At 59.4% G+C, this 13,370-nt stretch carries 11 protein-coding genes; 8 read left to right on the forward strand and 3 right to left on the reverse strand.

Annotated elements, in window-relative coordinates; all coding sequences use genetic code 11:
• The first annotated feature begins 114 nt into the window (after positions 1-114).
• The 6 genes from ACXAEW_RS07495 (at position 115) to ACXAEW_RS07520 (ending at position 9,127) form a co-directional block, all read left to right on the forward strand.
• On the forward strand, positions 115-3,063 hold the full coding sequence (locus ACXAEW_RS07495) for an error-prone DNA polymerase (RefSeq protein WP_474940731.1): 2,949 nt from the start codon (positions 115-117) through the stop codon (positions 3,061-3,063).
• A 133-nt stretch (positions 3,064-3,196) separates the two neighbouring features.
• On the forward strand, positions 3,197-4,717 hold the full coding sequence (gene gpmI / locus ACXAEW_RS07500; protein WP_474940732.1) for a 2,3-bisphosphoglycerate-independent phosphoglycerate mutase: 1,521 nt from the start codon (positions 3,197-3,199) through the stop codon (positions 4,715-4,717).
• 38 nt (positions 4,718-4,755) lie between these two features.
• Entirely contained in the window at positions 4,756-5,856 is a 1,101-nt protein-coding gene (locus tag ACXAEW_RS07505; RefSeq protein WP_474943001.1) for a murein hydrolase activator EnvC family protein, read from the forward strand.
• Between the two features lie 5 nt (positions 5,857-5,861).
• Positions 5,862-7,196, forward strand: coding sequence for a S41 family peptidase (locus ACXAEW_RS07510; RefSeq protein WP_474940733.1), 1,335 nt, complete (start codon positions 5,862-5,864; stop codon positions 7,194-7,196).
• Between the two features lie 123 nt (positions 7,197-7,319).
• Complete coding sequence (locus tag ACXAEW_RS07515; protein WP_474940734.1) at positions 7,320-8,384, forward strand: bifunctional transcriptional activator/DNA repair enzyme AdaA; 1,065 nt, start codon at positions 7,320-7,322, stop codon at positions 8,382-8,384.
• The gene (locus ACXAEW_RS07520; protein ID WP_474940735.1) at positions 8,381-9,127 is read left to right on the forward strand and encodes an isocitrate lyase/PEP mutase family protein; all 747 of its coding nucleotides are present in this window, start codon (positions 8,381-8,383) and stop codon (positions 9,125-9,127) included. The genes ACXAEW_RS07515 and ACXAEW_RS07520 overlap by 4 nt, the downstream gene beginning before the upstream one ends.
• A 3-nt stretch (positions 9,128-9,130) precedes the next feature.
• On the opposite strand, the gene ACXAEW_RS07525 is transcribed toward ACXAEW_RS07520, so the two are convergent.
• From ACXAEW_RS07525 to ACXAEW_RS07535, 3 genes are all read right to left on the reverse strand, one after another.
• Positions 9,131-9,508, reverse strand: a complete 378-nt coding sequence (locus ACXAEW_RS07525; protein ID WP_474940736.1) for a hypothetical protein — start codon at positions 9,506-9,508, stop codon at positions 9,131-9,133.
• Positions 9,509-9,529: 21 nt separating this feature from the next.
• Entirely contained in the window at positions 9,530-10,291 is a 762-nt protein-coding gene (locus ACXAEW_RS07530) for a DUF6478 family protein (protein ID WP_474940737.1), read from the reverse strand.
• A 72-nt stretch (positions 10,292-10,363) separates the two neighbouring features.
• Positions 10,364-11,209: a hypothetical protein gene (locus ACXAEW_RS07535; protein WP_474940738.1), complete on the reverse strand. Its 846-nt coding sequence runs from the start codon at positions 11,207-11,209 to the stop codon at positions 10,364-10,366.
• 213 nt (positions 11,210-11,422) lie between these two features.
• Here ACXAEW_RS07535 and ACXAEW_RS07540 point away from each other — a divergent pair, with 213 nt between their 5' ends.
• Both ACXAEW_RS07540 and accD read left to right on the forward strand, forming a co-directional pair.
• Entirely contained in the window at positions 11,423-12,322 is a 900-nt protein-coding gene (locus ACXAEW_RS07540; protein ID WP_474940739.1) for a lysostaphin resistance A-like protein, read from the forward strand.
• A gap of 60 nt (positions 12,323-12,382) precedes the next feature.
• Positions 12,383-13,339: an acetyl-CoA carboxylase, carboxyltransferase subunit beta gene (gene accD, locus ACXAEW_RS07545; protein WP_474940740.1), complete on the forward strand. Its 957-nt coding sequence runs from the start codon at positions 12,383-12,385 to the stop codon at positions 13,337-13,339.
• The last annotated feature ends 31 nt before the right edge of the window (positions 13,340-13,370 follow it).

Below are 13,370 nucleotides of genomic sequence, written 5' to 3' on the forward strand. Positions count from 1 at the left end.
CGCCCGGATCTGGTTGCTTTGAAAAGCAACCGTTCCCGTTGGGCCTGGCGCCGCGCGCTGCGCGGCGGGGGCTGGTAATATGTGGACTCGCAATGAGAACAAAAGGGGAATATAATGCCCCGCGTTATGTCTGCTGTCTTTGTCGAATTCGCCTGCCTGTCCAATTTCACCTTCCTGACCGGGGCATCACATCCGGAGGAATATATCACCCGTGCGCTCACCATCGGGGTTGAGGCGCTGGCGATTGCGGATGTCAATTCCGTGGCCGGTATTGTGAGGGCCCATACAGAGGCCGCGGATATCGCCCGCCGGGTGCGGGAGCGGCAGGATTGGGACCGCAGACATAGCGCAATTGGACCGCCGCGGCCTGACCATGTGCCCCCCCCAGCCGAGAGCTTTCCGATCTATGCAATCCCGCGGCTGATTCCGGCGGCTCAGTTGCGTTTCACTGATGCGCCACCCGTGATTGCTTTGCCGCAAACGCGTCGGGGGTGGGGCAACCTTTCGCGGCTTTTGTCATTGGGGCGGGGGCGTGCAGTAAAGGGCAGCTGTCTTCTCCACCTTAAAGACCTTCTGGAATACGCCGAAGATCTCCACCTGATTCTGTTGCCACAGGTGGAACATATGCCGGGCGGCGCGGGCGGGTGGGGGCCACATATGGCCGCGTTGACGCGCCGCTTTGGGGGGCGCATGCATTTGATGATGGCACCGCGCTATGATGGGGCGGATCAGGTGCATTTCCGTGCGGTGACTGCGATGGCCGCCAAGCTGGGCGTGCCGACCCTTGCCAGCGCTTCACCGCAGATGCATCACGGGCGCAGGCGGCGGCTGGCGGATGTGCTCTCGGCCATTCGTCTGGGCCGTCGCGTGGACCGGCTGGGCCGTGCCGCATTGGCCAACAGCGAGCGGCGCCTGCGGTCAGGTACAGAAATGCTGCATCTGTTCAAAGGGTTCGAGGAGGCTGTCCATCGCACTGTTGCTCTGGCTGCGACGCTGACCTTTTCTTTGGCAGAACTGCGTTACGATTACCCGGATGAGGCTGAGGGCGAGACCCCAACTCAACGACTGCGCCGTCTGGCCGAGGAGGGCCTGCGCTGGCGTTACCCGGATGGCGCTCCCCCAAAGGTGCGCGGGATGCTGGAGCATGAGCTCGCACTGATCGCCAAGCTGCAATATGAATCCTATTTCCTGACGGTGCACGACATCGTCGATTTCGCCCGCTCCCGCGATATCCTGTGTCAGGGGCGCGGTTCTGCGGCCAATTCCGTGGTCTGTTTCTGCCTGGGGGTGACCTCTGTCAGCCCTGAGATGGGAACCATGGTCTTTGAACGTTTTGTCAGTGAAGCGCGTGATGAGCCGCCCGATATTGATGTGGATTTTGAACATGAACGCCGCGAAGAGGTGATCCAGTGGATCTATCAGCGCTATGGCCGGGAACGGGCGGGGCTCTGTGCCACAGTGATCCACTACCGGGGCAAACGTGCCATTCGTGAGGTTGGCCGGGCTATGGGCCTCAGCGAGGATACGATTGCCGCCATGGCCTCGCAATTGTGGGGGTTCTACGCCAGCAGTGCCGTGACCGAGGAGCGATTGCGGGAAATCGGACTGGATCCCAACGACCGTCGCCTGCGCCTGACCTTGGCCCTGGTGGAAGAGCTGATCGGCTTTCCCCGGCATCTGTCCCAGCATGTGGGCGGGTTTATCATTACGCAAGGACGGCTGGATGAACTGGTGCCGATTGAAAACGCCGCGATGGAAGGGCGTACGGTCATTTGCTGGGACAAGGACGATATTGATGCACTGGGTATCCTCAAGGTGGATGTTCTGTCCTTGGGCATGCTGACCTGTATCCGCAAAGCCTTTGACCTTATGCGACAACATCACCAGCTGGATTACGCCTTGGCCACTCTGCCGCCCGAAGTTCCGGCGGTTTATGACATGTTGTGCAAGGCGGACACTATTGGTGTTTTTCAGGTGGAAAGCCGGGCGCAGATGAATTTCCTACCCCGGATGCGGCCTCGTCATTTCTATGATCTGGTGATCGAAGTGGCGATCATCCGTCCGGGCCCTATTCAGGGCGATATGGTGCATCCCTATATTCGCCGCCGCAATGGCGAAGAACGCGTTGATTTCCCTTCCGATGAACTGGGAGAAGTCTTGGGCAAGACATTGGGCGTACCGTTGTTTCAGGAACAGGCCATGCAGATCGCCATGGTGGGGGCGGGGTTTACGCCGGAACAGGCGGACCGGCTGCGCCGCTCTCTTGCGACGTTCAAAAAACACGGCAATGTCGGCGAGTTCCGCAGCCTGTTCCTGCGGGGGATGGCCCGGAACGGCTATGACGCCGAATTCTCTGAACGGTGTTTTTCCCAGATCGAGGGCTTTGGATCCTATGGGTTTCCCGAAAGCCATGCGGCCAGTTTTGCGCTTTTGGTCTATGCGTCGGCCTGGATCAAATGCCACCACCCGGGCATTTTCGCCTGTGCACTTTTGAATTCCCAGCCGATGGGATTTTATGCGCCTGCACAGATCGTCAGGGATGCCCGTGAACATGGGGTGGAGGTGCGCCCGATCTGTGTGAACCACTCCTACTGGGACAATGTGATGGAGCCTGATGGACGGGGTGGGCTGGCGCTTCGGCTGGGGTTCCGCCAGATCAAGGGGATGAGCGACGAGGACGCCAGCTGGCTGACGGCGGCACGTGGCAATGGTTATCACGAGGTAGGCGATGTCTGGCGCAAGGCAGGGCTGTTGCCTCCGGTGATTGAGCGTCTGGCAGAGGCGGATGCCTTTGCCGGGCTGGGTCTGACCCGGCGCGAGGCCCTGTGGGCGGCCAAGGCTATTACCGCACGCCGCCCACTGCCGCTGTTTGAACGCGAAATGGAGGGGGAGGTGATTGCGGAACCTGCCTCCCATCTGCCCAAGATGACCCTGGGCGAGGAGGTGGTGGAGGATTACGTGGCCATGCGGCTGAGCCTCAAGGCGCATCCTGTCGCTTTGTTACGCCCTTTGCTGAGCCCGCAGAACGCTGAGGAACCGGGCACGCCGGGCGCGGGGGATTAAGTATTTGGGAAAAGATGAAAGAGGGGCCAGTGCGTGGCGCGAAGGAGGTTCCCCATCCGCGCGCAACTCTGTAGAAGGCAGCTAACCAAAGATTTGAGCCCTGAAAGGGCCTAGACAGCGCCGGAGCAAATTCATGAGTACACCCAAACCTGTTGTTCTTTGCATTCTGGATGGCTGGGGCAGCGCCGAAGGCGGTGCCGCCAACGCGCCGCATCTGGCAGAGACGCCGACCTTTGATGCGATTATGGCCAAAGGTCCGCAGGCACGGCTGATCACCCATGGTCCTGATGTCGGCCTGCCTACAGGGCAAATGGGCAATTCGGAAGTGGGGCACACCAATATCGGCGCGGGCCGGGTTGTGGCGATGGATCTGGGGCAGATTGATCTGGCGATCGAGGATGGCTCGTTTTTTGAAAACGCGGCTTTGCAGGCCTTTATTGCCAAGTTGAAAGACACCGGCGGTGCTGCGCATTTGATGGGGCTGGTGTCTGATGGCGGTGTCCATGGCCACCTCACGCATATCTTGGCCGCGATCAAAGCCATTCGGGACGCGGGCGTGCCGGTCTATCTGCATGCGGTGACTGATGGACGCGATGTGGCTCCGAAATCGGCGTTGGGTTATATTGCTGATCTAGAAGAGAAAATGGCGGACGGTGCCCAAGTTGCAACCGTAACGGGCCGCTATTACGCAATGGACCGCGACAACCGCTGGGAGCGGGTCAGCCAGGCCTATGAGGCGATGATAAAAGGCGCTGGCCAATTCACAGCCCACACAGCCATTGCGGCGGTGGAAGGGTCTTATGACCGGGAAGAGCTGGACGAATTTGTAAAGGCGACCGTGATCGGCGATTTTGCAGGGGTTCAGGATGGGGATGGGTTTTTCTGCCTGAACTTCCGCGCGGACCGGGCGCGGGAGATCCTGCGCGCTATTGGCGAACCGGGTTTTGCCGAGTTTGAGACCGGCGCACGCCCCGATCTGGCGGCTCTTTTGGGCATGGTGGAATATTCCGACGGCCACAACGCGTATATGACCACAGCCTATCCCAAGCGGGAGATTGTGAACACGCTGGGCGCATGGGTTGCCAAACAGGGCAAACGTCAGTTCCGTCTGGCAGAGACCGAGAAATACCCGCATGTGACCTTCTTTTTGAACGGCGGCAAAGAAGACCCCGAAGTGGGCGAAGACCGTTTTATGCCAAAGTCGCCGAAAGTTGCGACCTATGATTTGCAGCCTGAAATGTCGGCTCCGGAAGTGACTGCAAAATTCGTGGAAGCGATCGAAGCGGGCTATGACCTGATTGTTACCAACTATGCCAATCCCGACATGGTGGGTCATACTGGTGATCTGCAAGCTGCCATGAAAGCCTGTGAGGCAGTGGATCAGGGTTTGGCCCAGGTTGTGGCTGCTTTGGAAAAAGCCGACGGCGCGATGATCGTTACGGCGGATCACGGCAATTGCGAGGTCATGGTTGACCCCGAAACCGGTGGTGCCCATACGGCGCATACCACCAATCTGGTGCCGGTTGCGTTGGTAGGTGGTCCGGAGGGTGCAAGCCTGAGAAACGGGCGTCTCGCCGATCTGGCACCAACGTTGTTGGACCTGATGGGCTTGGAACAACCGGCGGAAATGACAGGGGAGAGCCTGCTGAAATGATCCTTGGCGCGGCGCGGTCCTTTTGCCTGATCATAGGTATGGTGGTGGCTTCGGCTGTGGGCGCACAGCAGCCTGCAGTGGCCGCCCAGGCTGCGGCAGAACGGTTGGAAGCGGCGGGTGAACGCTTGCGCGATGCGGACGGTGCCCGTGACCGTGTCAAAGCCCTGACCGAGACTGTGCAAGCCTATGAAGACGGGCTGGCCGCTATGCGGGACGGGTTGCGGCGCGTGGCGCGACGGGAAAGTGCGCTGTCAGCACAGCTGAAAGCGCGCGAGGGGGAGGTCGCGGATCTGTTGGGGATCTTGCAGACGATTGAGACCTCGGAACCACCGGTTCTGATGCTCCACCCCGCAGGCCCTTTGGGCGCGGCCCGGTCTGCCATGATGCTGGCCGAAGTGACGCCTGGGCTGCAGGCGCGGGTCAATGCGTTAAAGGCAGATCTGGAAGAAGTGAAAACCCTGCGCCTTTTGCAGCAAAACGCATTGGGCACTTTGCAGGACGGGCTGCAGGGCGTGCAAGAAGCGCGTTCCGCGCTGTCGGCAGCCATCGCAGATCGCACTGATTTACCCAAACGTTTCACCGAAGATCCTGTCCGTACCGCGATCCTGATTTCTTCGACAGAGACCCTGACCGGGTTTGCCAGCGGTTTGTCCGAAATTGCAGGCAGTGAGATTTCCGCTGATACCAGCGATATCAGTGACCGGCGCGGGGATCTGTCTCTGCCAGTGCAGGGGCTGTTGCTGCGCGGCTATGGTCAACGGGACGCTGCGGGTATCGCCCGGCCCGGACTGTTGGTGGCGACACGGCCGCGCGCCCTGGTCGAATCGCCCACCGCTGCCACGATCCGCTATCGCGGGCCTTTGCTGGACCTTGGCAATGTGGTGATATTGGAACCGCAGCCCGACATGCTGTTTGTGTTTTCCGGCCTCGCCGAGGTCTTTGGTGAGACGGGGCAGGTGATCCCTGAAGGCACGCCGGTTGGTTTGATGGGCGGTCAAACGCCACAAGCGGATGCTATTTTGTCACTAAGCGGTGAAGGGGCTGGAACTGATCGTTCAGAAACGCTCTATATAGAAGTGAGAATGGACAATAGCCCGGTGGACCCCGAAACTTGGTTCGAAACCGGCAAGAATGGATGACGTTCATGAAGAAAATCGCGATGGCCGCAATTGGCGGCACGCTGGCAGGTATTGTGGCAACCGGATATGTAACGGGGCCGCTGCTGGCACAGGAGGGCGCGCGCGAAACAAGCGTCTATGAGCAGCTGGATTTGTTTGGTGACATTTTTGAACGCATTCGCGTGCAATATGTTGAACAGGTCGACGACAAGGAACTGATCGAGGCGGCCATTTCCGGCATGTTGGCCTCTCTGGATCCGCATTCCTCTTATCTTTCGCCGGATGATGCATCTGCGATGCGGGTGCAGACCCGCGGGGAATTCGGCGGTCTTGGGATTGAGGTCACACAGGAAGAGGGCTTTGTCAAAGTTGTCTCTCCCATTGATGGCACCCCTGCAGATGAAGCCGGGATCGAAGCCGGTGATTTCATTACCCATGTCGATAATGAAAGCGTGCTTGGCCTCTCCCTGGATGAGGCCGTGGATCTGATGCGCGGCCCCGTCGGGTCTGAAATTGTGATCACCGTGGTCCGGGAAGGCGCGGATGAGCCCTTTGACGTTTCGATCATTCGCGACACCATTACCCTGACCGCTGTCCGTGCCCGGACCGAAGGGAAGACCGCGGTTCTGCGCGTGACCACCTTTAACGACCAGACCTATCCAAACCTGGAAGCGGGCTTGGAAGAACAGATCGAAGAGGCTGGCGGGATCGAGAACATCGAAGGCATCGTTCTGGATCTGCGCAATAACCCCGGTGGCTTGTTGAACCAGGCGATCAAAGTGTCCGATGCGTTCCTCGACAAGGGTGAAATCGTGTCGACCCGCGGCCGTAACCCCGAAGATGGTGAGCGGTTCAATGCAACGCCGGGCGATCTGGCCAAAGGCCTGCCGATGGTGGTTCTGATCAATGGTGGTTCTGCCTCTGCTTCCGAGATTGTGGCGGGCGCATTGCAGGATCATCACCGCGCAATTGTTGTGGGGACCAAATCCTTTGGCAAAGGCTCGGTTCAGACCGTGATGCCGCTGCGGGGCAATGGCGCGATGCGTCTGACGACTGCACGCTATTACACGCCGTCGGGTCGTTCGATCCAGGCGCTGGGTGTGTCACCGGACATCGTGGTGGAACAGCCGCGTCGTGATCCAAATGCCGAGGTCGAGGAAGAGACACCAAACCGCTTCCAGCGGTCCGAGGCCGATCTGCGGGGCAGCCTGAATAACGACAGCCTGACCGAGGATGAGATCCGCCAGATCGAGGAAGACCGTGCCAAGGCCGAAGCCGCAGCTGAATTGCGCGAGCAGGATTACCAACTGGCCTATGCGATCGATATCCTGAAAGGTTTGTCGAAACTGGCTCCGAACTGATCCGTTTCGGGAGAAGAACAGCAAAGGCCGCCCCTGATTTTGGGCGGCCTTTTTGTTGGAGATTTACAGTTTCTTGCCCGAAAAACGGCGTTGCGCATTGGTCCGTTGGGATAGGGTGTCGACATGATGATAGACCCTGTTGATTCCCAAACGCTGTATCAGGCGCTTTTGAACCGTGACGAAACCTATGAAGGGCGCGCCTGGGTAGGGGTGACCTCCACCGGGATCTTTTGTCGCCTCTCGTGTACGGCAAAAAAGCCCAAATTCGAAAACTGTCGTTTCTTCCCGTCTGTTGGCGCGTGTATTGATGCAGGCTTTCGGGCCTGCAAACGCTGCCGCCCGCTGCATCAGGCGGCGGGGGATGATCCGGTTGTGACCCCTTTGTTGGCGGCGCTAGAGCGTGAACCAACCCGGCGCTGGCGAGAGGGCGATGTTGTTGCGATGGGGTTTGATCCATCAAACGTGCGCCGGGTGTTCAAGCGCCAGTTTGGTATGACCTTCCTTGAAATGGCGCGCCAACGGCGTCTGCGCGAGGGGTTCACCACCTTGAAGGAGGGCGAGCCGGTGATTGCGGCGCAGGTGGATGCGGGATTTGAAAGTGCCAGCGCCTTTCGGGCGGCCTTTGCGCGCCGGATCGGATTGGCTCCGGGACAGTTTCGCGGTGATGCGCTGATGCGGGCGGACTGGATTGAAACGCCGTTGGGCACAATGGTTGCCATCGCCTGCCAGCATCAACTGCATCTGTTGGAGTTCTTTGACCGCAAAGCCCTGCCAACCGAGGTCAAAAGACTGCAAGAGCGTCAGCCCGGTGGCCTGGGATTTGGACGAACGCCTGTCACCGACCAGCTCAGCGACGAGTTGGGACTGTTCTTTGCGGGGAAACTGGACAGCTTTGCGACCCCCTGCTGCCTGCATGGCACTGCATTCGAGCGGGAGGTTTGGCGCGCACTTCGGGACATACCTGCCGGTCAGACCCGTAGTTATAGCGATCTGGCGCAAAGTTTAGGCCGCTCAAACTCCACCAGGGCGGTGGCGCGCGCCAATGGAAAGAACCAGATTGCAATCCTGATCCCCTGTCATCGGATCATAGCAGCCAATGGCGATCTGACCGGATATGGCGGTGGCCTTTGGCGCAAACGCCGTCTGATCGAAGTGGAAGCAACCTATAAGGAGAGACTGTCCGCATGACCTATGAAACCCGGGCCAAAGCCTTTGCCGCACTTCATCAACCAGGTGATCCGGTTGTTCTTTATAACATCTGGGATGCGGGCAGCGCGCGTGCCATTGCTGGGGCCGGTGCCAAGGCGATTGCCACTGGCAGCCACCCGCTTGCCGCCGCCCAAGGGTATGAGGATGGCGAACAGATCCCCTTGGACCGGTTGCTGGAAACAGCGACGCAGATAATTGGCGCGGTTGAACTGCCCGTGACCATTGATTTTGAGGGCGGTTATGCGCGTGGTCCCGACGCGTTGACACAGAATGTCACGCAGCTTGTCAAAACCGGAGCGGTGGGCCTGAATTTCGAGGATCAGATTGTGGGCCAAGAGGGGCTTTATAGCATCGCAGAGCAGTCAACACGGCTGGCGGCAGTCCGATCGGCGGAACCTCACCTTTTTATCAACGCGCGTACCGATCTGTTTCTAAAGGAAAAGGATACCGCCAAACATGCCGGTCTGATGACCGAGGCGCTAGAGCGTGCTGCCGCCTATGCGGAGGTCGGAGGCAGCTGTTTTTTTGTGCCGGGTCTGCGGGATCTGGATCTGATTGCCCGAATTTGTGCCGACTGTCCCTTACCAGTCAACGCATTTATGCGTGGGATCACATTGGAAGACGCACGCCAGGCGGGCGCGGCCCGTGCGAGCTTTGGCCCGATCCCCCATTCACAGCTGATGGAGATACTGGCTGAACAGTTTCAGCAAGCCTTGAGATAAGGCTCAGGCCGTATCGCGGCAGTGACGACGAAATGCGCGTTTGAGCATATCAAGCTCGGCGCGCAACAACTCTACCTCCGCCCTGAGGTCGTCATTGGCGGGTTCGCCGCCGATCAGGGTGAAACTGCCCAATGTGGCATCTTCCATGGTGTCAAAGACCACAAAGGTCTGCACTCCTTCGCCGACGGCCTGCATCGGGATCGGGATAGACAGGTTCCAGACACCGGGGCGATCCCCTTCGGACAGGTTCACATGCTCCAGCACTTGGTCAAACAGGCGAACCTCTATCATCGGGCGGCCGCCATAGGTGGGCTTGCCCTCAATCCGGCCTTCCCAAAGGCCATTGCGAAAGCGGGTTTTGCTGAGCGTCAGAGCGGGCATCGCGGTTCTCGTCTGTTTGGATCAAAGCGCAGCACGGGGCAGGCGCAGGAATGTAAGGTCCCTCAGGACCACCTGGTTCAGGTCGGGGGCTTCGAAAATCAGATCGAGCCACAGCTTTTCAATTCGTTTCTCATTGATGCGTGAAAAGGCCAGGTCGAATTCCACCATCTGGTCCTTTTGGTCCGACGAAATCTCCCGCACGAATTGTTCCGTATTGGGGCCGTGCTTGATATTGAGACGGGCAAAGATTTCAATCGGCTGCTCGCTCTCAACCAGGCCGGTCACGCGGATCAAGTGCTGTTTGTTCAGCCCCTGCGCGGCTGAGGCAGGGAGTTCGACCACGAGGCTGAGGAAAGAGCCGTCGAACTGGAAGACATCCATCTGCAAGCCAAAGGGTGCCAGATCGCTTTCACGGGTGTTTCGCAGCTGCCGCAGGGTGATCTCGGAGGAGGTGCAGTCATGGAACATCTGCACCTCCGAGCCCAGGCGCGCTTTGTTCTGGACCGACGCCAGCCCTGGGCTCGCCAGCGGGCCGCGCCACAACTCCGGTCGCCAGGACCAGTCTGTGCCATGGGGTTTAGGGAAGGCAGAAGAGCCGATTTGCGGCAGGGCCAAACGCCCTTCGGCGATATGCACAACCCGGTCGAGATGTTCACGCAGGCCTCGGGCCTGATCGAGCTGCCTGCGCAATGTTCCCAGCGGTGTCTTTGGCGCGTTTCGCGCGGCCTTGCGCCAGAAGCGCCACGTCTGACGGTGCCGAATCCGGTCGAGCAACTGACCCATATGACCCTCGATTTGCCTGTATCTTCACGTGGCTTGTGCCGCCGCTTTGGGGTGCAACCTACTCAAACCGGATCAGTTAAACAAATCTCCAATGCGCCAACGGCGCGAAAGATTTTTCGGGCGCGGAGCTTCGGCAACGGTTATGGGCTGTGGTGTGCCGGGGCGGGCGCGGGGACGTAAGGGACCGGTCAGGGGGGCGGCTTCGCTCTCAGGGACGGCGGTGGCCTGTGTCGGGCGGGCGGCAGGCCGCTGGGTGGACAGCGGTGCGCTGTCCAGTGGTAGCGCATCCCGTGACCGGATGTCCGAACGCCGCGCCATCTCGCGCAGAAGCTGCGCGCCGGCGGGCCCCAGAAACTCGCTGCCTTCCGGCGCAAACAGGGTCAAAGCAATCAGACGGTTGCCAACGGCCATGGCCCCGCGCCACTGCGTGGTGCTGGAGCCGGCAATGCCGGGAACGGCGGCTTCCATTCGGATCATGGGCATCAGGTCATCTGGATGTTCGGCCAGCACTTTCACAGGTGACGAAGCGGCAATCAGAGCCGCCACTTCAGGTGTTTGTGCGTTTTCGATGGTGCCTGAGATCGTGGCAGAGATCACAGCGGGATCTTCAGTGTTTTTCCCAAACGACAGCCGGTGGCGGGTCAGGGACCGTATGTTCTCGCAGCGCGCCAGCAAGGCAAACCCGCCACCGGGGCCGCGTTCCAATGTTTGTTGGTCAAAGCAGAAGCCTTCGGGCGCCGCTATGACAACCGGATCTTCACCCATTCGGATCTCTGTCAGTCCACGCGGCAGGGTGCGCCCGATTTCAGCCGACCGGGACGCAAAAGAAAACGCGCCAGTGTCGCTGCACCCGGCCAGAGCGGCGGCCATCAGGACAAAGGCCACAAGGCGGCGACCAGAAGAATTTGGCGTCGTCACGATCCGCGTCCTTTCATTTGGGCGTAAGGAGTCCCAAATGGGATAGACGGGCGGTCGCGAGGGATCAAGCACAGGCGTTCGCTCTGGTCTAACCCTGAGCCGGGGGATGCAGGGGCGACACAGTTGTAGTTACAGGCTGTATTTAAAGGCGCGGGTTTTCGGACAGAGTTTTTGGGACAGATTTTCGGACAGTGATTTTCGGACAGAGATTTGATGAAGCAGATATTGGACATTCTGGCCCCTCGATACGGGGCACACGGCAATCTGGTGGACCCGGCGCGCGCCTATCCGGCCCTGTGGCGCTTTTTCCTGGGGGTTGTGCTGATCATCGCGGTCAGCCTTGTGGGGACTGAATTGCTGTTCACTGTTGCTGCTGCTTTTGTCCCCGCCTTGCAGTATCCCGGCGAGGGCGAGACGTCCGGTGCAATGCTGGTTTTGTTGTTCAGCTTTGTGTTTGCCAGCATTGGCGTGGTTCTGGCAGCGCGGGTTCTGCATCATCGCGACGCGCTAAGCCTTTTTGGTCCGCTGCCACAGTTTTTCATGCAGTTTCGACGTGTCCTGGCCGGGCTTATTCTGTTGTGGTTGGTGGTGACCGTCCTACCGCCCTACGGGATGGAAGCCCCGTTGGAACCGAACCTGCCTCTGGGACAATGGTTACGGTTACTGCCTCTCGCGCTTCTTGGGGTTCTGGTGCAGGTGGAGGCAGAGGAACTGTTGTTTCGCGGATATATACAACAAGCGCTGGCGGCGCGCTTTGCATCGGGGTGGGTCTGGATGGGAATCCCATCGGCCTTGTTTGCTTTGGGGCACTACCTGCCTGCCACAGCCGGCGAGAACGCGTGGCTTATTGCGGTTTGGGCAGGATTGTTTGGAGTGTTGATGGCTGATCTGACCGCGCGGGCCGGGACGCTTGCCCCGGCAATCGCCGTTCACATGGTCAATAATGTAGTCGCTTTACTCATTATCGGCACTCCCGGCAGTTTGAACGGGCTTGCGCTTTATCTTTTACCTTACGAGTTGAGCGATGGCGCACAGATCCGCCCCTGGCTGTGGGTGGATTTTGCAATGATGCTCGTTTCCTGGCTTGTCGCGCGATTGGCGATCAGGGCTTGATTGCAATTGCGGTCGACTGGCCTTATTTGAAGGCCAAACAGCCCCATCTGAAGGCATGATATGAACTGGATCACCAACTACGTCCGGCCGCGGATCAACTCGATCTTTTCGCGCCGCGAAGTCCCTGAGAACCTTTGGCAGAAATGTAGTGAATGCGGCACGATGCTGTTTCACCGCGAGCTGAGCGACAATCAGAATGTCTGCACCCATTGCGGACACCATATGCATATCACCCCGCGCGCCCGGTTCGAGGCGCTGTTTGATGGTGGTATCTTCACAGAGGTTGATGTGCCAGAGCCGGTTGCGGATCCGCTCAAGTTCCGCGACCAGAAGAAATACCCTGATCGCATGAAGGCCGCGCAGAAGAAAACCGCCGAAGCTGAAGCGATGCTGGTGGCCTGCGGCGAAATCGGCCGTACACCGATTGTGGCGGCAGCACAGGATTTCTCTTTTATGGGTGGATCCATGGGGATGTTTGTGGGCAACGCAATCATTGCCGCCGCTGAGGAAGCCGTAAAGCTGGGCCGCCCGTTGGTGTTGTTCTCGGCCGCAGGTGGCGCGCGTATGCAGGAGGGGATCCTGTCCCTGATGCAGATGCCGCGCACCACAGTGGCCGTTCAGATGCTGAAAGAGGCCGGGCTGCCCTATATCGTTGTGCTCACCCACCCGACCACCGGTGGTGTGACCGCGTCATATGCGATGCTGGGCGATGTCCATATTTCGGAACCCAATGCGCTGATCTGTTTTGCGGGTCCGCGGGTGATTGAACAGACCATTCGGGAAAAACTACCCGAAGGCTTCCAGCGCGCCGAATATCTGCTGGATCACGGAATGCTGGACCGGGTGACGCCGCGCACGGAGCTGCGGGAAGAGCTGATCACCATCACCCGTATGTTGATGAACCAGCCTCCGCAGGTTGTGGGGGATCTGCCCGCACCGGTTGCCGAAACGCCAGCTGAGGCAGAGGACGGAACCGTCGTTGAACCTGCCGCAGATGAGACAGCGGAAAACGCCTGAGGCTTTTAAGATACCGTCCTTAAGGGCCCGC

The organism is Epibacterium sp. ABZ3_068 (genome assembly GCF_056159265.1).

Excerpts from the sequence above, each read along its gene's own strand:
- ACXAEW_RS07495 (WP_474940731.1), top strand. The coding sequence starts at position 115 with ATGCCCCGCGTTATGTCTGCTGTCTTTGTCGAATTCGCCTGCCTGTCC.
- gpmI (WP_474940732.1), top strand. The coding sequence starts at position 3,197 with ATGAGTACACCCAAACCTGTTGTTCTTTGCATTCTGGATGGCTGGGGC.
- ACXAEW_RS07505 (WP_474943001.1), top strand. The coding sequence starts at position 4,756 with ATGGTGGTGGCTTCGGCTGTGGGCGCACAGCAGCCTGCAGTGGCCGCC.
- ACXAEW_RS07510 (WP_474940733.1), top strand. The coding sequence starts at position 5,862 with ATGAAGAAAATCGCGATGGCCGCAATTGGCGGCACGCTGGCAGGTATT.
- ACXAEW_RS07515 (WP_474940734.1), top strand. The coding sequence starts at position 7,320 with ATGATGATAGACCCTGTTGATTCCCAAACGCTGTATCAGGCGCTTTTG.
- ACXAEW_RS07520 (WP_474940735.1), top strand. The coding sequence starts at position 8,381 with ATGACCTATGAAACCCGGGCCAAAGCCTTTGCCGCACTTCATCAACCA.
- ACXAEW_RS07525 (WP_474940736.1), bottom strand. The coding sequence starts at position 9,508 with ATGCCCGCTCTGACGCTCAGCAAAACCCGCTTTCGCAATGGCCTTTGG.
- ACXAEW_RS07530 (WP_474940737.1), bottom strand. The coding sequence starts at position 10,291 with ATGGGTCAGTTGCTCGACCGGATTCGGCACCGTCAGACGTGGCGCTTC.
- ACXAEW_RS07540 (WP_474940739.1), top strand. The coding sequence starts at position 11,423 with ATGAAGCAGATATTGGACATTCTGGCCCCTCGATACGGGGCACACGGC.
- accD (WP_474940740.1), top strand. The coding sequence starts at position 12,383 with ATGAACTGGATCACCAACTACGTCCGGCCGCGGATCAACTCGATCTTT.